The organism is Fundicoccus sp. Sow4_F4 (assembly GCF_052116145.1).
Lineage (GTDB): Bacteria > Bacillota > Bacilli > Lactobacillales > Aerococcaceae > Fundicoccus.
This window is the reverse complement of the sequence record NZ_JBQKLQ010000002.1, coordinates 166,016-184,797: the sequence shown is the minus strand read 5'-3', so window position 1 is coordinate 184,797 and position 18,782 is coordinate 166,016. Positions and strand designations below refer to the sequence as shown.

Below are 18,782 nucleotides of genomic sequence, written 5' to 3'. Positions count from 1 at the left end.
TATGTATTATTATTGAGATAGAATCTAAAGATTCAGCAATTGGACAGTATAATTAACAAGCGAGGTAACCTAAGCTCCTGCTGGCATGAGGATAGAGCCGATTCGTTTGATGAATATATTTTCTTTTCAATTCAAGTTAATGCATAGGATTTGAATTGAAAAGCAAACCTCCCCGGTTTGTCAGTTGTATAAATTGCTCTCGATCGCACTGAACCAGCTCAGTTGCGGTCTATTTTTTTTATAAAAGATAAAATTATTCGCACTCTATTTTCGCTTGTTAAGATGGAGTCTGGGGTGAGTTAGCTTTTAAGTAGAAACAGAAGCTGTTTAATTTCCCTTCTGTTCTTTTATACTTGGTGAAAGGATGTTTAATATGAAAAAGTATGGAAAGATTATGTTATTAGTGGCTTTAATTATGACTCTATGTAAGTCACAATTCGTGGCGCTCGCTCGAACGCTAGAAGAAAGTCGAGCGGCAGTCATTGAAGTGCTGACCCAGGGATTATTCGAAGAGTTTACTTATGAAGAGGCCGAAGAATATTTGGCGGCAGAAGAAGCCAATGTTTTAGTGACGGGTTACTTTGATGATTTTCGTAGTTATGGTATTGAAGGGAGTCTTTCGACTGCTTATAGTATGATCGTCGCAGACTACTTAAAGGCATATTCTGAAGCGAACACCATAGAGGATGACTTGGCAGCAATTTATCCTTATGCAGTAAACTTTAAAAAATTACCAGAACGTTTACTTTTTTACCATGCGGATAATACGGCAGGTGATTATGCGGATTTCGATGTGACCAATGAAAATGGTAGGTTAACGATGTACTATGTGTATTGGGGACCTAATCAGTCGCGCTTGAATGCACTGCCCTTAGAGGGGGTAGCGGTGGTCAATCAAACAAAAGAGTTACAGGTGGCTGCGTCTAACCATCAAATAGAAAGAACAGTCACAAGCAATACATACGTCGATGCGCAAGGTCCAGCCTATAGCGACACCACTTATAAAGTATACTTTTTCTATAATGAAGAAGATAAACTAAGTGTGCTTCTGTGGGATTCTACTAATCATCAGCAGACATTAAAAGAGTATGCCACTTTAGAAACTCGTCAAGAGTTGGAAGGACTAGTCGAGGGGGCCAGCATAGACGTCGTCAGCAACTCAGACTGGAAATTACCTGAAGATTGGCGCTTGTTGTCACCACGTCGAGGAAATATTCCGCCTGTAACTTGGTCGATGACCTCTACAGGTGATGGGGAGACTTTTGCGATTGAACCGGTCAATCAAAAGGAAGGCGTTGTGTCGGGCTTTGTTAATCCGACCTACAGTATCCAAGTGACAACCGTCAATCAGATGACAAAGGAAGTGATTTCGACCATGAACGCCACGCCAAATGCAGAAGGCTACTTCTCGATTGATGCAGGTGCGAGTGTTTCCATCCAGCCTACGATCCGACTTTATGATGCGTCTTCGAATCTAGTTTATGAAACGGATCTCGATGTTTATCAATATCAACCGACGGCCTTAGCAAACGACTCGGGATTCTTGACGCTGGAGCGTTATTTTATTGGTCAAACTTATATGGAAGGTTATACCTATCCCAATGCTCAAGTGATGATAATGCCTTTGAATGGCTATGGGACCGCTAGTCTTCCGCCAATCAAGGCAGATGAGAAGGGGTATTTCTACGCCGCAACGCCTGCTCATACGACTAATTTAACCACGAATGTAGTTACAGTTATCCATCCAGAGACTGGAGAACTGTTAACGGTAGCGCCTTATCCATGGACTCAATCAGAATTAGAGACCGCTCAGTGGTAAGTAGTTGTTACTGCAACTGATTGTATAAGATGAACGCTTCGTTTAGACTATATAGCTAAGAAGCAAAGCATGCGCTACTGTATAAGTTTTTCTTTTCAGTTCCTCTTTCAAAATAAGCTGGCCTACCAAATAGCTGCCATTGAAAACACTCTAATTTTTGCTGACAAAGCAAGAGTAGAGTGTTTTTACATTTGACACAAAAAATGCTGTCAAAGCTCTGAGGTTATTACACAGCGATTTACAGGAGGGATTCGTTAGTAGAGCGGCTTAAATATATAGGGGATTAGCTTTTAAAGCGACTGTATGAAGAGCTTATGGTACACTTTTAGCTAAAGGATAGTGGTCGTTTGACATCACGAGTTGTCAAACGTGATGAGCGACAAATAAAGCACATGTACAAAAAGTCAAATAATCCTTGACGATTACTTAATAACTAAGGATCCAAAGGCAAATGTTAGGAATATTTGCGCAATTGAATGGAACATTTGATAGTCAACTTAACTGTGGTCACGTATGCTTTTAATAGGAGGTGGCAGTAATGAAAACATTTAATGAAAAAGTCTATGAACTAAGGAAACACTCTCGACTTTCTCAAGAGGAAGTTGCTGAGCAACTAAAGGTCTCGAGGCAAACCATTTCTAATTGGGAAAACGGGAGCGCCCAACCAGCGTTAGATAAAGCAGTCGAATTAGCCTATTTATTTGATGTGTCTTTAGATGAATTAGTCGGGAAGACGGTTCGGCCCACAACGAGACAGAGTGAAATTTTAACGGCATTAGTCGGTCAAAGGGTAACCCTCTATTTGAATCCAGAATCTCAAGCGTGGCTGTCGGTTAGTAAAACTGAAGTGAAGCAGTGTGACGTTATAGAAGTCAATGCCAATCATGTCAAAGTGATTTTTCCAGAACGTGGCAAACAAATCGAGCGCTTATTTTTCCTGAAAGATATCATTGCTTTTAAAAAGGAGGATGACTAAGATGTGGTGGTTATTTATCGTTATGATTGGTTTGATGTTGTATTCAAAATTGGATGACATTATAGAAGTCTTTAAAAGCAATGACCCAACTTACCAAAAGAAAAAGCAAGCGCAAGAACGCGAACAGTTAACGCAACAATTAGAAGTGGCTAGGCGATTAGAAGAGTTGCTTGGTCAAGAATGCCAGCTTGAAAGTAGTCAGTTTTATTTACTATCTTTACCGGGGAAAGTTCAAGCGACTATTCACGAGGTCAGTCATGGTTGGGTGGAATGTACCATCGAGCAAAAAAAGCCCTTCACATTGATTTTGAAAATTGAAGATATTAGTATGGTCTCGCGAGTTATCTAAAATCAGCCGCTCTAACTTAGGTTAGTAGCGGTTTTTTTATGCTATAAGGGATGAGAAGTATACTGTTGATTCGTCAAGCTTTGTAGAACTTATTTTTATATTAGTTGAAACAAGTCGCTTCGATTGGGAGGCGCTCTACCGAAGCCTTAACGAACGGGAGTGTGAACTATATCTGTCACTCTTGTAAAGAAGAAGAGCTGATTCCGTAGAATGTAGTGGAACATTTTGATTTATTAGATGGCAGGGATCCCCTGGATCCACCAAAACTTTGTTTTCAAAACTGTCAAACCCAAATGGTTGCGCAATATTTTAGAAGTCATACGGGGATAGTATGACAGTCGTGTGGGAGTTAAAGAAAACAAGCAAATCTAAAGAGACCTCGGGTTTTGTCCGAGGTTTCCTTACGGACGATTTGTTCTTCTGGGCGGCAGCGGACTGTTCTATCTACACTTGTCATCAGATGACAAGTGTAGATAGAATTCTAAATACCAGTGTCATCATGTGACGAGTGTAGATAGAGTTCTAAATACCAGTGTCATCATGTGACAAGTGTAGATAGCGCTCTAAATACCTGTGTCATTTGATGACAAGTGCTTTTAGAAGATTTACGAGGTTTTTCGTTGCGATATACGAGATGTTTTTGTAAAGCTGACCATTTGTTCTTCTAGGTGGCAGTGGACTGTTCTAAATACCAGTGTCATCAGATGACAAGTGCTTTTAGAGGGTTTACGAGATTTCTTGTTGCGATATACGAGATGTTTTTGTAAAGCTGACCATTTGTTCTTCTGGGCGGCAGCGGACTGTTCTAAATACCAGTGTCATCATGTGACAAGTGCTTTTAGAGGGTTTACGAGATTTCTTGTTGCGATATACGAGATATTTTTGTAAAGCTGACCATTTGTTCTTCTGGGTGGCAGCGGACTGTTCTAAATACCTGTGTCATCATGTGACAAGTGCTTTCAGAAGATTTACGCTTGTTTATGAATGTTATTCACAATATAAGGCTTCCAGACAATTGGATGATATCACTGTTTTGTGAAAGCGTTTAGTTGCTTATATTAATAGGTATCCGTAAGCTGATTTTTCATATGTTATATTTTGGATGAAATAACTAATTTCCGTCGTGATTTTAGCAGAAATGACTAATTGAGCTTGTGGGTATATGTGATATTGTGAACATGGAAAGAAGAAACAGACAGTCAGTTTAAATTAAAAAGGAGCGAGCGATATGTCAGAAGAAAAATTAATCAATGTCAGTGCAATGGAATTAGAGTCTTTGATTCAGGCTAAGTTGGAGTTGGCAGGTTTGCCGGAAGTTCAAGCGGTTGAAACAGCCAAGCATTTAGTTTATGCCGATTTATGCGGCGTGCATTCACATGGTGCGGTCCGGGTGGAATATTATTCTGAACGCATCAATAAAGGCGGTATTACACGTGAGCCGCAAATTAAATTTGAAAAAACTGGCGAAAGTTCAGCTGTCTTGCATGCTGACAACTCGCAAGGGCAATATGCAGCCAATTTAGCTTTAGAGCCTGCCATTGAAATGGCAAAGGCATCAGGTGTGGCAGTTGTGGGCGTATCTAAGTGTGGACATACGGGTACTTTATCCTATTACTTACGTAAAATTGCTGAAGCTGGTTTAGTCGGTATGGCGATGACACAATCGGATCCAATGGCAGTGCCCTTCGGTGGAGCGGAAGTTTACTATGGAACCAACCCTATCGGTTTCGGTGCACCAAGTTCGACTGAAACGCCGTTAGTGTTCGACATGGCCACAACGGTTCAAGCATGGGGTAAAATTTTAGATGCACGTTCTAAAGGCCGTGACATTCCTTCGGACTGGGCAGTTAATGACAAAGGGGAGCCGACGACGGATCCTAATGCGGTGAGAGGTTTAATGCCAATTGCTGGACCAAAAGGTTATGGCTTGATGATGATGGTAGATATTTTCTCAGGTATGTTAATGAACTTACCCTTCGGCAAGCACGTTAGTTCCATGTATCATGATTTACATGCCGGCCGTAATTTGGGTCAATTATACATTATCTTGGACCCAGCTCGTTTCGGTAATGCAGAGATGTTCAAAGAACATATCACACAAACCATGCAAGAATTAAATGACATCAAACCAGCAACAGGTTACTCAAGCGTTCGCTACCCTGGTCAAGGGTCTAACCAACGTTATGAGAAGCATTTGAAGAACGGCATTGAGATTCCAGAAAGTATCATCAACTATCTAAAATCAGACGATATTCACTATAACAATTATGAAGGCCTAGGGGCTTTTGCTAACTAAGCTATTTAAATCTAAGGAATGTGAGGAAAATATTATGTTTAATTACGCAGGGAAAGTAGTCGCTATTACAGGTGCATCAAGTGGGTTAGGTGTGCAAATGGCCAAAGGTTTCGCCGCTCAAGGGGCAAAAGTAGTGTTAATGGCTAGACGTGTGGAACGTTTAGAAGGATTAGCAAATGAATTAAAAGCAGCCGGTGCCGACGCTTTAGCAGTTGCTTTAGATGTGACAGATGAAGCGCAAATCGATCAGTCATTGCAAACCATTCTAGATACGTACGGTAAAGTCGATGTATTAGTTAACAATGCCGGTGCTAGTGAAGGTGGCGCCATCACTGAAATGACCAACGATGCTTGGAACTTCACGATGGATTTAGATTTAACCAGCGTTTTTAAAATGACACGTGCTTATGCGAGAGTGATGAAAGAAGCGAATTATGGCCGAATTATCAATATTTCGTCAGTGTATGGTTTGGTTGGAACGAACCAATTGCAAACCGCTTATCATGCATCAAAAGCTGGCGTCATCAACTTCTCGAGAGCTGTAGCGGCTGAATTAGCTCCTTACAATATTACATGTAACACAATTTGCCCAGGTTACTTTGAAACAGAATTAACCTCTGGAACGTTAGATACACAAGAATTTCAAGGTTATATGGATGTCACGGTACCAATGAGACGTTATGGAAAAGAAGGCGAATTGAATGCCGCAGCTATTTTCCTCGGTTCAGAAGAAGCAGCTTATGTCACAGCTGTGACTTTACCAGTTGATGGTGGTTGGTCAGCAACTAAATAATCAGTCTAACTAGCGATTTAAACAGACCGGTCCTTTGTAAATGAGGGCCGGTCTGTCTGTTTGTCTATTGTTTATTTTGCCTATTTGGTCTGGAGGGTGAAGGGATTAAGGTTTAAGCGCGATTAACTCTTCAAGTGTCACGGCTTCGGCCTGATAGCCATCCACGTCGAAACCAGAGTTAACATTGAACTCCTTAATAAAAGTATCGTAACCTGTCACTGGGGTGTTGAAGTTTTCAGCTGTAATGGTATTGATGAGAGCTTCCGTTGCAGCTTGTGTTTGGGGATCCAACTCCCAATTATCTGGACGCAAGCGGCCTTGTTCGTCATACTCTGGCTTGTCGCCATATAACATGTCGCGATAAATGCGGTCTTGATGCATAATCGGCGTTTCGTGTGTGCCGTTATCTTCCATGATGCGGTATAAGCCCAGGCAGTAAACAGGGAAGAAAGGAATCACCGAGCTCGCTTTTGTTGTGACAGCTGTTGCGACCACAATCGTTGCTTTACCATTGATATCTGCTAGTAGCTGATTGATGTGTTCGGCTTTGACTTCACAGTCCGCTTTGGCTTGGCCTAAAGTTCCGCCACCATAGTAAGGTCTGTTTAAAGCGGAGCCCAAGTAAGAATAATTAACGGTTAGCACATTATCTGCCAATACGTCTGCTTCTTTTAAAGCGTCCATCCAAAATTGCCAGTCTTCGCCACCCATCACTTTAACGGTATCTGCGATTTCTGCTTCCGTCGCTGGCTCCAAGGTATGTTCCAAGTACTCTTGTTTCTGGATATTAACGTGTGGTCCCACTACAGTATCGCCAATTGCTTTGATGACTGAGTTGAAGCGTTCGCCGGTATTAGGATCCACGCGGACACCCGATGCTAAACTATAAACAACGAGGTCGATTTTTCCGTCGAACTCTTCTTTAATATAGTTAATCACGTCTTGCTTTGATTCATGACTAAAAGCATCCTGGACAAAGTTTTTAGCAACTAAACCTTCTGCTTCAGCAGCCTGTTTGAAGTAAATATTGTTGTACCAGCCGGCTGTTCCTAAGTTTTTTTCAGACTTAGGTTCCTTCTCGAAGGACACACCGATTGTATCAGCTCCTGCTCCAAAAGCCAGAGTAATTCGTGTAGCCAAGCCATAGCTTGATGATGCGCCGATGATTAAGACTTTCTTTGGACCTTCATATGATCCTTGTTCTTTAACATAGTTAATTTGATTAGTAACTTCTTGTTTAAGGCCAATTGGGTTGACACCAAACGACACATTGCCACGCATTTTATGTTCAAAATTTAGCATAGTTACCTCCAATTATATTTAGTAACTTAAAGATACCAAAATATTCTTTAGATGGATAGAGTAAAAGCACACAGGTAATACTTCAAATTCGAATAGTTCGTATTACAAAGTAGTTTGGGGTGCAATCGCTGCCGAGATAGTCTTTCAAGCGTGTTTTCTAGTGAAGTTTGTGAAAATTATTAGTCACTCATCTAGCAAGCAATTAATAAATCTTATGACGTTTCTTGAACCACACGTAAAAATTTGTATCGTGGGAGGCAGGCGCATAAAAAGTAGTTTCGTAGCCAGCACGAAGCAATGAAGCTTGTGTCGTTTTCTGAACGAAGTTAAAGAGCTATCTGGCAAGCAGACCATAAGGATTCCGTCTCTTCTTTACGGAAGACTTATAAAGTCAGACAAAAACTTTAATCGTCGTGAGCATTAAGCGAACGACACTGCTGGTTTTTGTCTTTTTAAAAAAACATCCCACATCCCTCAAGGTTTTAGGCGAGGGGTGTGGGATGTTAAAATTATTTATTTAAGGCTTGAACGGCCTTCATGCCGCCTGTGATGACGATGGGCTTGTAACCTTTGTCACTTAGAAAAGAAGCGGCTGCTGTAGCACGGCCTCCAGAACCACAAAGTGTGTAGATTTTCTGTTTTTCTTCAAGCTTTGTATACTCTTTTGCCAATGCTTCAATTGGGATATTGCTTAAGTTTCTATCAGGTGCAGGACGAGTAATCTCGGCCGCTTGACGTAAATCTAATAAGGTAAAGCTATCATCTATTGGTAAAGATAAAAAATCTTCGGCTGAAATGGTATCGATGCTTTGTAAACTATCTGCTGGTAACTCCGCAAACAAGACGTAGCCTTGGACATTTGTTAGGCCGATTGCATTGGCCTTGTCTGTTAATTCAGAAAGAGTTTCTGGACTGTCATCTTCGACTACAAAAGTGATGGCTTGGTCAGTAGCTAGAAAATTCAAAGCATATTTGCTGAGATTTGAAGGGCTTAAGTTAAGAGAGCCTTTGGCGTGAGCTACTTGGAAATCAAATTGAGAGCGTACATCAACTAAAGTTGAATGAATTGTTTGAGTGCTGCTAATTTTATTCATGGTAACCTCCTATAAGTGATACTTCAATTATACAGCTTGTTTGTCTAAAGACCTATCCAAAGCCTTTAGAAATTGAAGGCCGAGCGAGTGTTTACATGGGTGCGTTTATTCTTGGGCTGCTTGCGCTTCGGCAACGATGTCCCAAGCTGCGATGCTGCCGCCTTTGGTGACTTCTTCGATGACTGCCACAGTATCGTCTTGTTGGAAGAGCTCAACAATCTTCAAGTAAAGTTCGTTGTCGGCATCCTCGGCACGGGCCACAATATTATTGACACGCGAAATATTAATCGTGTCTGGTGTGTCACCAAACACATAAATAGCGTCAGAAGGTTTGAAGTCAGTCGCTTCTAGAAATGAATTATCGATGAAGGCCGCGTCTACATCTGGAACGATGGAGGGAATATTGGCACCATCGACTTCGATGAACTCAAGGTTTTTAGGATTTTCGACCACATCATCTGGTGTTGGTAGTAGTTCGCCCGTTTCATCCAGCTTGATTAAACCAGCGCGCTCAAGTGTCTGTAAGTTATAACTTAGACTGGTTGGGGCGTTGTTGACGGCAATTTTGGCGCCATCTGGTAAATCATCTAGTGACGCGTGTTTTTCTGAATAAATACGCGTAGGCACGGCAACTGTATAACCGATGGTTACCAAATCGCCCTGGTTTTCAGCGTTCCAGTTCTCGAGAAACACATCATGTTGAAAGGCATTCAAGTCAAGCGTCCCATCACTCAAAGCAATATTAGGAATATTGTAGTCAGTCAGTAACACCACGTCAATTTCGATGCCTTCGGCTTTGGCTTTTTCAGCCACATGGAGCCAAATTGCTTCATAATCTTCGCCTACAACACCAACGGTTACCTTATCTTGTGCAAAAATTGTTTGAGGACTTAGAAATAAAACCGCGAGTAACAAAGCTTTAAAAATTCTTTTCATTGAATAATCTCCTGTTCCAAATAAGTTATTTATCTGTCTGTTTCTCATTTATAAGTGCAAAAAAAGTCCGCCCCAATGCCATACGTTTGTACAGCATAGGGACGGACTGATCCGTGTTACCACCCTAGTTCGTAGTCTCCTTACGGAAGCCACCTCTATCGTTTCTAATGAAACGTGCAAAGTAACGGTTGCGACCGATCAAGCAGCGTGAACTAGTTGATAACTCGGAGCTCATGTTCACCTAACTAAACTGACCCGTTCACAGCATTGCGGGCTCTCTTGGCAGTTTTATCAGGTTACTCACTCGTCATTGTTTTCTCACTAAAATGAATTTTAGATTAGATATTAATGAGAGTATACTGGGCTTTTACTGACTTGTCAAGTGGATTTCGAGCTTTGTAGCACACGCGTTCGGATGACTATTCAATTTTATAAAAGGCTGATAGACGCAGCGAGAAAAATTTTTGTGCTAGCAAAGAGTGGTCTTATTTTCTAAAAGTGGAAATCCTGCCGATTGGCGGTTATGATAGAGAAATAATGATGAGGAGTTGAGGGGGATGGAGTGGTCGCAGGGTTTTGAGCCGGTGTTTGATGAGGGGGCGCGTTTGTTGATTCTGGGGAGTCATCCTGGGGTGCCGTCCTTGAAGAAGCAGCAGTATTATGGCAATCCGGGTAATGCTTTTTGGCGGGTGGTGTTTGCGGCTTTAAGGGTCGAGGATCCGGTGGATTATGCCCTGCGTTTGGCTGTTTTAAAGGCGCATGGGATTGGATTGTGGGATGTGTATGCGCAAGTGGAGCGTGAGGGTAGTTATGATCACACGATTTCCCAGCAGGTGTTGAATGATTTCGATCGGGTGTTAAAGGTAGCTGATATCAAATTAGTCATTGCAAATGGGCAAACGGCTTACAAGGAAACGCAGAAGCACGCGGTTTTCAACGGTTATGAGGTGGCCAGCGCTTTGTCGACAAGTGGCTTGAACAATGGGCGTGAAGCCCAACGGATGGCTCAGTGGACTCAGTTGATTCGTCGGGGTCTGAGCCTCGATAAAACTGAATAGACAAATTTCTACCAGTCGTTTGTATGATAGAATGTGGTAGAATAAAAGGAAAGAGAGGGGGAGTCAAGTGGTTACTTTAAATGAGATTGCTAAGCGGGCTGGGGTCGCCAAGAGCACGGTGTCGCGCTTCTTGAATAACGGGCCGGTCAGCGATGAGACGCGCGAAAAGATTCAGAAGATTATCGATGAGACGGGCTATGTGCCCAATCAATTTGCGCAAAGTTTGAAGGCCCAGCGGTCGAATATGATTGGGGTGATTCTGCCGCGTTTCGATTCACCTTCAACCAATCAGGTGTTGCGTGGTATCGATGAGTTGGCCTATGAGCAGGGCTATCAGCTGGTTTTGACGAATTCGAATTTAGATAGTCAGCGAGAAAAAGAGAATTTAGCGCTGTTGGAACGGCAAAAAGTCAGCGGCATTATTTGGATTGCCAGTTTGTTTGATGAGACGTTGGTTCAACAAATCAAGCAGTTGAAGGTGCCGATTCTGGTGATTGGGCAACAGATTGAAGGCGTGCCATGTCTGGTACATCAAGATTATCAAGCCGGCGTCAAAATTGCCGAACATGCTTTGTCGTTGGGCCACCGTGATTTGTTGTATGTCGGCGTGACCGAGGATGATAATGCGGTCGGTGTTTTAAGGCGTGATGGGTTTGTAGAGACAGTCCATCAAGCTGGCGCTACTGTGTCTTTGCTTGAAACCGACTTTTCTCGCAAACTAGCTTACGAACAGGCGCTGACGTATTTGCCTGATGTCAAGGCGACCTATATTGCTGCGGCCACCGATCAGATTGCGATTGGGATTGCCAATGCCGCTCAAGATTTAAAGCTAAAGATTCCAGAAGACTTTTCATTGTCCGGTTTTGGTGGCTATAGCGAGTCCGATTATGCTTACCCGCGAATTACGACGGTCGATTATCCGTTTTATGAACTAGGGAAAAAGGCTTTGGAATTATTGAAAAAACTTATTGTGACCGGCTCAATTCCGTTACTGCAGACGATGGGGAACGAGTTACATGTTAAACCATCGACGCGTCAACTGGATTAAACAGAGCTAAACTGGATTTACACTTAGTAAAATCAGGTAGAATCTTTAAATTAAATAAATTTCAGTAAAACGCTTGCAAAGTGCGTGCGTTTGTTTTACACTATTGTGGAACCGGTTCCTTCCGAGCGGTTTAATTCTAATTATGGAGGCTGTAAAAATGGGTAAATACGATCAGTCAATTGAGCAATTATTGGATGTTATAGGCGGCAAAGAGAATATTAAAAACTTTGAACATTGTGCCACACGTTTACGGATGATTCTTAAAGACGACAGCAAAGTAGATAAAGCAAAAGCAGATGCCATTCCAGAAAGTAAAGGGTATTTCTTTTCAACAGGGCAACACCAATTTATTTTTGGAACAGGCAAAGTCAATGAAGTCACTGCAGAGTTACGCGAGTATTTAGGTGAAGGAACCACAAATGATGCCAGTATGAAAGAAGATGTCTACGCGAATTTGAATCCCGTTCAAAAATTTGTGCGTATTCTAGCAGACATCTTAGTGCCTCTAATTCCAGCCTTAGTCACGACCGGTTTGTTAATGGGAATCCGTGGCTTATTGGTGGAGTTAGGTATGACCATGACAGACGATGTAACGGCTTTGTTTGCGATGTTGACGGATACGGCCTTTGGTTTCTTACCCGTTCTGATTGCTTATAGTGCCACACGTAAATTCGGTGGGAATCCTTTAATCGGGATAGTAGTTGGTTTAATGATGGTGGCGCCTCAATTACCAAATGCCTATGCGGTGCGCGGTGAGACGGCCGATCCATTATCGATTTTCGGAATTGATGTTTATGGCTACCAAGGCTCGATTTTCCCAGCGATTATCGCCGGTTGGTTAGTCAGCAAGTTGGAAACCTGGTTACGTACTTGGGTGCCTCAAGTGGTCGACTTAATTGTGACACCATTCCTAACGATCACTATTTCAATTTCTATTGTCTTATTCTTATTAGGTCCTATTATTCAAATAGCTGAAAATGCGGTAATCAACAGTATTGTTGGTTTGATTAATGCACCATTAGGGATTGGCTATATTCTATATGCTGGTTTCCAACAATTAATCGTGGTAACCGGCTTACACCATTCCTTGAGTTTAATCGAAATTAGCTTATTGAGTGACACGGGTTATAATGTGCTTCAACCACTGGGAACCGCCAGTATGGCAGGCCAATTCGGAGCGGCTATTGGAACAGCTTTCTTAATGCGCGACCAATTGAAGCGTTCAAATATGATCAGTGCGGCCGTACCGACTTTATTCGGAATCACAGAACCTTTATTATTCGGTGTTAACTTACGTTCGCTAAGAATTTTTGCGGCAGGAATTGTGGGAGGAGCCGCAGGTGGCTTCTTAACTTACCTCTTCGGCTTAAAAGCGACCGGCATGGGCATCACTTTCATTCCAGGTTTACTATTGTATACTGGAAGTGTAGCAGCGTTATTACAATATATTGCCGTCATTTTAGTAGCTTTCGGTGTTGGTTTCTTATGCGTTCGCCTTCAAGCTAAGCAAATTCGTTCTGAAATTTAGACGGTTTGATAGGTGAAATAGCAGCGATAAAAAAGGAGCAGATAAAGAGTATGACTAAGAATGTGAAGATGAAGAAAGATATGCAAGCTTATTGGCAGTCCTTGCCAGAACTTCAAGCAGCTTTAATGGAAAAAATTGCCGCCGATCCTTGGCGTTTGACTTACCATCAAATGCCGGCGACAGGTTGGTTGAATGATCCGAATGGTGCCGTCCAATTTAAAGGGACTTATCATTTGTATCACCAGTATGTGCCTGAAACGCCCAATGGAGGCGCGACGCATTGGGGCCATAAGACGTCCCAGGATATGGTGCATTTTAAAGAAGAGGATATTTTTCTGTCACCTGACCAGCTCTTCGACGAAGACGGTGTCTATTCTGGGAGCGCCTTTGTCCACGATGACAAGATTCACTTCTTTTACACGGGCAATGTTAAACACGAGGGCGACCACGACTACACTTACAGCGGACGCGAACAAAATACGATCCATGTTGTCTCGGCTGACGGCTTCACAGTGGAATCACGCGAGGTGGTGATTGCCCATGCTGACTATCCTGCAGGTTACACCGATCATATTCGTGACCCTAAAGTCTTTGAGCATGAAGGAGTCTATTATATGATTCTCGGTGCACGCACACGTGATAACTTAGGACGTATTCTTTTATATCGTTCAGATGATTTATATGACTGGTCATACCAAGGGGTCTTTCTAGCCGGTAATGAAGAACAAGGTTTCATGTGGGAATGTCCTGATTATTTCGAGTTGGATGATAGTCAGGTAGTGTTATTCTCGCCCCAAGGTCTGTTACCCACCACTTATAACTATCACAACCCACATACGGTCGGCTATTTGACCGGTGCCATCAATTGGGATGAATATGCCTTTGAACCAGAAACGGATTTTGTTGAACTGGATCACGGCTTCGATTTCTATGCGCCCCAAACGTTTGAAGACGAAAGTGGCCGCCGTATCTTATGGGCATGGATGGGCATTGGTGATATAGAACCTGAGTACGGTAACCCTACGGTTGCCAGAGGCTGGCAACATGCGATGGCTTTACCACGCCAGTTGACCTTGGAAAATGGGCGTTTGAAACAACGTCCTTTACCTGAGTATCAGAGCTTGAGACAGCATACGCAAACCCACCGCTTGTGTGAAATAGAGGAGTCGACCTTAAAAGGCGAAATTTACGAATTGTTGGTGGAGTTTGACGAAACGCCTCACTCTTTTGAATTGACGTTGCGCCAAGATAGTAAATTGAGTTATCAAGATGGCCTACTAACTTTAAAACACGGTGAGAGTGGCTTCGGACGACGCAAACGGATGATTCCATTAACTGATTTATCGCAACTGCAAATCTTTTCGGATACATCGTCGTTGGAAATTTTCGTCAACGATGGGGAATTCGTCATGACAAGTCGTGTTTATCCAAGCCCAGATCAGCAGATGATTCACGTCACCGGCGACGCTCAAGGCCAAATCAGTTATTGGGACTTAAAAATTTAGTCACCAAAGCCACTATCCACTACCAAAATACTAATAAGAAAGCGGAATCCTATGTAAAATAGGGTTCTTTTTTTTCTAGCTAAAGACTGTTGTGCATTGAACGTTTAGGTAATCTTAATTAAAGAAATAATTAATTTCGAAAAAAACAGGAATAACGCTTGACAAGTAAGCGCTTTCTTGATAAGCTATAGATAAGTTAAGAGAGAGATGCACTGTCAAAAGAATGGCGTTTCACTCTTTACGACAGAACCATCTTTGTGGTTCAAGTGTATGATGTTCGCTCCGTAGATTTTAGTAAGAAAAAAGTCAAACAGAGGTAACTGTGTAAAGGCACAGCGAAGACTGGGATACATTTAGGGCAGAAAGTTGTTTTAAGTGGCGTGTTGTAAGTATCAATAAATTTGCAGTACAGACGGAGAATGAAGCATACACAAAATAGTGCTGTGATTTCTATCATTAATAAGTAGAAGAGAAGTCGAATTACCAAAAAATAGAAAAATGAGTCTTGAAACGATTCATTTATTCTGAAGATAATTTTCGAAAGGAAATCACACACTAAGTTAGAAGGGGGCCCAATTGGGCCTCTTTTTTTTGGGGGAAAATATATATAATCGATTGAATGATTCTGGCTTCATATTATCCTATAGCCTAAATTCCCCGTACTCCTAACGATTAAACCTAAAATCCCGCCTCATTAGGAGTACGGGGTTAAGGCTATCTATTTACTGGTGATGAAGTGAGTTAGTTCGGTCGTGGGAATTGCGACAGTCAAAGTCGCTTCTGCATCTACGAAAATTCAGCTTAATTGCGTTAGATCGAGCTGCACTATATAAGAACGGCGCACGATACAATCAGCTCCTTTCTTCCATGCAGTATGCTGACAAAGTCAACACGATTTGACACCTGCCCTTTTATATAATTGTCACGGCTCGAAGGGAACGACAGCATTATCATTTATTCAAGCACGGTTTTTGGCTGGCACAGTAGCGGTTGAAAAGATAAGTACATACTGTATGTTGCAACGGATGTATTGAACTAGCTATCAGTTGAGTGAAACCTTACGTTTCAATTTAATAATGTACCAGCATGAAACTTGCAAGGCCTTCGAGTGTTTATGGGCAAGTCTCTTAGTGACTAGAAATTTTCAGTCATATTCTATGACAATTATTACGACAAGAGACATGTGTGAAAGAATTGTTACAGGAGAAATTCATTTTCTTTAAGTTAGCTGTCAGGCTATTGGCTTATTCTGATTGACGTGCTAATGTAGGCATTGTCAGAAAACCAATTGAGAGAGGTAACATTGAATGAATTATAAAAAGAAATTATGGCTAGGTTGTTCAGTGCTTGCTTTGGCTGGTCACGCGGTAGCAATGCCGGCAGTGGTTACAGCTGAGACTTGGCAAGCGCGTCAGTTGCATGAAGTAATGGCAGATGTGGTTGTTACGGAAGATAATGCTGTATCCTATAGTGTTCAATATGGAGATACATTAGGTGTTATTTCGGAAGCAATGAATATTGATGTCAGATATTTAGCAAGTATAAATAATATAGATAACGTCGATTTAATTTTCCCTGAAACAGTATTGACTGCGCAATTTGATGATAATAATCAAGCGAATAGTTTAACAGTTGAGGCCCCCGATGCAGAAAGCATTGCGGTCAATATCCCTGTAAACTTATCGCCAATTGAAACCATCGAAGAAGCGGTAGCAGTGGAAGTAGTGGCGAATACGCCAGTTGCCTTAGAGCCAGTTGTAGAAGAAGAGCAAGTGAAAGAAGAACTAATAGACGTTCCGGCTGAATCTGGGAATAACGATCCGATTGCAGATTCACCAGAAGCAGAACTTGGCGCACCAACACCAGAAATAGAGCTTCCAACAGAAAACTTGCCAGTTGAAGAAACACCAGAAACAGAGCTTCCAACAGAAAACTTGCCAGTTGAAGAAGTGCCTGTAGAGGAACTTCCAGCAGAAGACTTACCTGTTGAAGAAGCGCCAGAGGAAGAACTTCCAACAGAAAACTTACCGGTTGAAGAAGTGCCAGAAGAAGAACTTCCAACGGAAGACTTACCAGTTGAAGAAGCACCAGAGGAAGAACTTCCAACAGAAGACTTACCAGCTGAAGAAGTGGCAGAGGAAGAACTTCCAACGGAAGAGTTACCAGTTGAAGAAGCACCAGAGGAAGAACTTCCAACAGAAAACTTACCGGTTGAAGAAGTGCCAGAAGCAGAACTTCCAATGGAAGACTTACCAGTTGAAGAAGTGGCAGAGGAAGAACTTCCAACGGAAGACTTACCAGCTGAAGAAGTGCCAGAGGAAGAACTTCCAACGGAAGAAGATCCAGAGGAAATCATCCCGGAAGATCCTGCATACGAAGAACCTGCATACGAAGAACCTGAATACGAGGAACCAATTATTGAGGAACCTGTAGCACCAGCTCCAGACCTAAACGGTTTGGCATCCAACGCCGCTGTCTTCCGCGATGAAGTCGTGAACATGTACGGCGTGACGGCTTATGGTATTCGCCCCGGCGACGCTGGTGACCACGGAAGCGGCCTTGCCGTTGACTTTATGGTGCCGGTCGGTTCAGATATCGGTGACGCAATCGCAAACTACGCGATCAACAACATGGGCGCTCACAACATCTCATACGTGATTTGGGAACAACAAATTTACGGTGGATGGACTGGCGGCTGGGAATGGATGGAAGACCGAGGAAGCGTGACTGCCAACCATTATGACCACGTCCACGTTTCATTTTATTAAAACACTCACCCCCTTTACGATTTGTAAAGGGGGGTTCGTCGGACTGAATAATCAGGGGGGGAATCCCACTGCTACAAGCTGAAAAATAAAAAAGCAATCCTTAGAAAGCCTGAACGAAAGGCCTGCTTGGGACTGCTTTTTATTGTGGCAAAAATGAGTTAGTCAGAAAAAGGTATCAGGATTTCTTCAGATTTCCCGCTAGGGCTATAGTAGGCATCAACTCGGATATAGAGTGGGGAGGTCGTGTCGGTAATCATCGGCACACTTTGGGCAACTTCGTCACTAACCACTTCTTCATCACTAATAATTTCGTCTTCTAAATAATCTTCCGCATAATAGTACATACTCTCTTCGGTTAAACCAATCGTCAATTTGATGGTGGCGCCACTCTTAAGGCGCAAGTTGCTGATTGTCGTTTCGCGGCCTTCAATATCAGGTAGCATGTCGTTATCAATCCACAACTGCTTAATGGACGTGTCATCTTCGCGGGCGAACGTAATCATCCACATATCATTCATAATATCGAGTACGCCCTTCGTGTCATTTGTATAATCCAAATCAATCAGAATGCGATCCGAATCAATCCGTAAATTACTAAAAACGAGCGTGGCTGTGTTCGTTTCAATCGTATAAAGTCCTTCGGTCGTGGCCTGCAACTCACGCAATTCAGCTTTCTTTTGATTCAAGTTAAGTTCAAGTTCAGTGATTTCATTGATTAAATCGGTCGTCGGATCGGGTGATTGAGCGTAAACGGGAGGCAACGTCATCAAGCTAGATAAAGTAACTAGCAACATCAATCGTTTTATCATTGTGAGACTCCTTTCGAAATAGCTGTTGTTACCTCATTATACCTCTCTAAGACTGCGTTTAGAAAGCGTTTTCCGACTATGGGAGACCTTGTCAACAAATTTAGTATTTATTTAAGTTTTCAAGCAATTTACTTCAGCAGAAAACCATTAAACTACGCCTTTAATCACGGTGGCTAGTCTATTGATGGAAGATGAAATGGACGAAGAACCTGCATATGACGAGGCAGTATACGAAGAACCGGTAGCGCTAGCTCCAGACTTAAACGGTTTGGCCTACAACGCTGTCTTCCGAGACGACGGCGTCAATAACTACGAAGTGACGGCTTATGACCTCCGCTCCGGTGATGTGCCGATCATTATGACCACGTCCACATCTCGTTTTATTAAAACACCAACCCTTTGCGATTTATAAAGGGGGGCGTCGGACCGAATATGACCGGGAATCGTCCACTTGAAGCGCCAAATTATCCTAGTTTCCAGCAATATGATAAAATATAACAA

15 protein-coding genes and 1 other annotated feature are annotated in these 18,782 nt (G+C 42.4%); of the genes, 11 read left to right on the top strand and 4 right to left on the bottom strand.

Going from position 1 to position 18,782, the window contains the following annotated elements; all coding sequences use genetic code 11:
* Positions 1-373 precede the first annotated feature (373 nt).
* From ACTQ5J_RS04885 to ACTQ5J_RS04865, 5 genes are all read left to right on the top strand, one after another.
* Positions 374-1,819, top strand: a complete 1,446-nt coding sequence (locus ACTQ5J_RS04885; RefSeq protein ID WP_441751059.1) for a hypothetical protein — start codon at positions 374-376, stop codon at positions 1,817-1,819.
* A 538-nt stretch (positions 1,820-2,357) separates the two neighbouring features.
* Entirely contained in the window at positions 2,358-2,795 is a 438-nt protein-coding gene (locus ACTQ5J_RS04880) for a helix-turn-helix transcriptional regulator (protein WP_373815521.1), read from the top strand.
* 1 nt (position 2,796) lies between these two features.
* Entirely contained in the window at positions 2,797-3,144 is a 348-nt protein-coding gene (locus tag ACTQ5J_RS04875; RefSeq protein WP_441751057.1) for a hypothetical protein, read from the top strand.
* Positions 3,145-4,372: 1,228 nt separating this feature from the next.
* Positions 4,373-5,440, top strand: coding sequence for an ureidoglycolate dehydrogenase (gene allD, locus ACTQ5J_RS04870; RefSeq protein WP_441751055.1), 1,068 nt, complete (start codon positions 4,373-4,375; stop codon positions 5,438-5,440).
* Between the two features lie 34 nt (positions 5,441-5,474).
* Positions 5,475-6,233, top strand: coding sequence for an SDR family NAD(P)-dependent oxidoreductase (locus tag ACTQ5J_RS04865; RefSeq protein ID WP_373815526.1), 759 nt, complete (start codon positions 5,475-5,477; stop codon positions 6,231-6,233).
* Positions 6,234-6,338: 105 nt separating this feature from the next.
* Here the strand turns inward: ACTQ5J_RS04865 and fabV are convergent, their stop codons facing one another.
* From fabV to ACTQ5J_RS04850, 3 genes are all read right to left on the bottom strand, one after another.
* Complete coding sequence (gene fabV, locus ACTQ5J_RS04860; protein WP_441751053.1) at positions 6,339-7,535, bottom strand: enoyl-ACP reductase FabV; 1,197 nt, start codon at positions 7,533-7,535, stop codon at positions 6,339-6,341.
* Positions 7,536-8,044: 509 nt separating this feature from the next.
* Entirely contained in the window at positions 8,045-8,629 is a 585-nt protein-coding gene (locus tag ACTQ5J_RS04855) for a rhodanese-like domain-containing protein (protein WP_441751051.1), read from the bottom strand.
* 105 nt (positions 8,630-8,734) lie between these two features.
* A complete protein-coding gene (locus tag ACTQ5J_RS04850) occupies positions 8,735-9,565 on the bottom strand; it encodes a MetQ/NlpA family ABC transporter substrate-binding protein (RefSeq protein WP_441751049.1) in 831 nt (276 codons plus the stop codon).
* A 94-nt stretch (positions 9,566-9,659) separates the two neighbouring features.
* Positions 9,660-9,885: a binding site (T-box leader), on the bottom strand.
* 237 nt (positions 9,886-10,122) lie between these two features.
* Here ACTQ5J_RS04850 and ACTQ5J_RS04845 point away from each other — a divergent pair.
* The 5 genes from ACTQ5J_RS04845 to ACTQ5J_RS04825 all read left to right on the top strand — a co-directional run bounded on the left by ACTQ5J_RS04845 (position 10,123) and on the right by ACTQ5J_RS04825 (position 17,472).
* Positions 10,123-10,623, top strand: coding sequence for a DNA-deoxyinosine glycosylase (locus ACTQ5J_RS04845; RefSeq protein WP_441751047.1), 501 nt, complete (start codon positions 10,123-10,125; stop codon positions 10,621-10,623).
* 67 nt (positions 10,624-10,690) lie between these two features.
* Positions 10,691-11,671, top strand: a complete 981-nt coding sequence (locus tag ACTQ5J_RS04840) for a LacI family DNA-binding transcriptional regulator (protein WP_441751045.1) — start codon at positions 10,691-10,693, stop codon at positions 11,669-11,671.
* A gap of 157 nt (positions 11,672-11,828) precedes the next feature.
* Positions 11,829-13,199, top strand: coding sequence for a PTS transporter subunit EIIC (locus ACTQ5J_RS04835; protein ID WP_441751043.1), 1,371 nt, complete (start codon positions 11,829-11,831; stop codon positions 13,197-13,199).
* A gap of 50 nt (positions 13,200-13,249) precedes the next feature.
* Positions 13,250-14,704: a glycoside hydrolase family 32 protein gene (locus ACTQ5J_RS04830; protein WP_441751041.1), complete on the top strand. Its 1,455-nt coding sequence runs from the start codon at positions 13,250-13,252 to the stop codon at positions 14,702-14,704.
* 1,307 nt (positions 14,705-16,011) lie between these two features.
* On the top strand, positions 16,012-17,472 hold the full coding sequence (locus ACTQ5J_RS04825; RefSeq protein WP_441751039.1) for a LysM peptidoglycan-binding domain-containing protein: 1,461 nt from the start codon (positions 16,012-16,014) through the stop codon (positions 17,470-17,472).
* A 158-nt stretch (positions 17,473-17,630) separates the two neighbouring features.
* Here the strand turns inward: ACTQ5J_RS04825 and ACTQ5J_RS04820 are convergent, their stop codons facing one another.
* On the bottom strand, positions 17,631-18,281 hold the full coding sequence (locus tag ACTQ5J_RS04820) for a hypothetical protein (RefSeq protein WP_441751037.1): 651 nt from the start codon (positions 18,279-18,281) through the stop codon (positions 17,631-17,633).
* 169 nt (positions 18,282-18,450) lie between these two features.
* Between ACTQ5J_RS04820 and ACTQ5J_RS04815 the strand changes: the two genes are divergently transcribed.
* Complete coding sequence (locus ACTQ5J_RS04815) at positions 18,451-18,693, top strand: hypothetical protein (RefSeq protein ID WP_441751036.1); 243 nt, start codon at positions 18,451-18,453, stop codon at positions 18,691-18,693.
* Positions 18,694-18,782 lie beyond the last annotated feature (89 nt).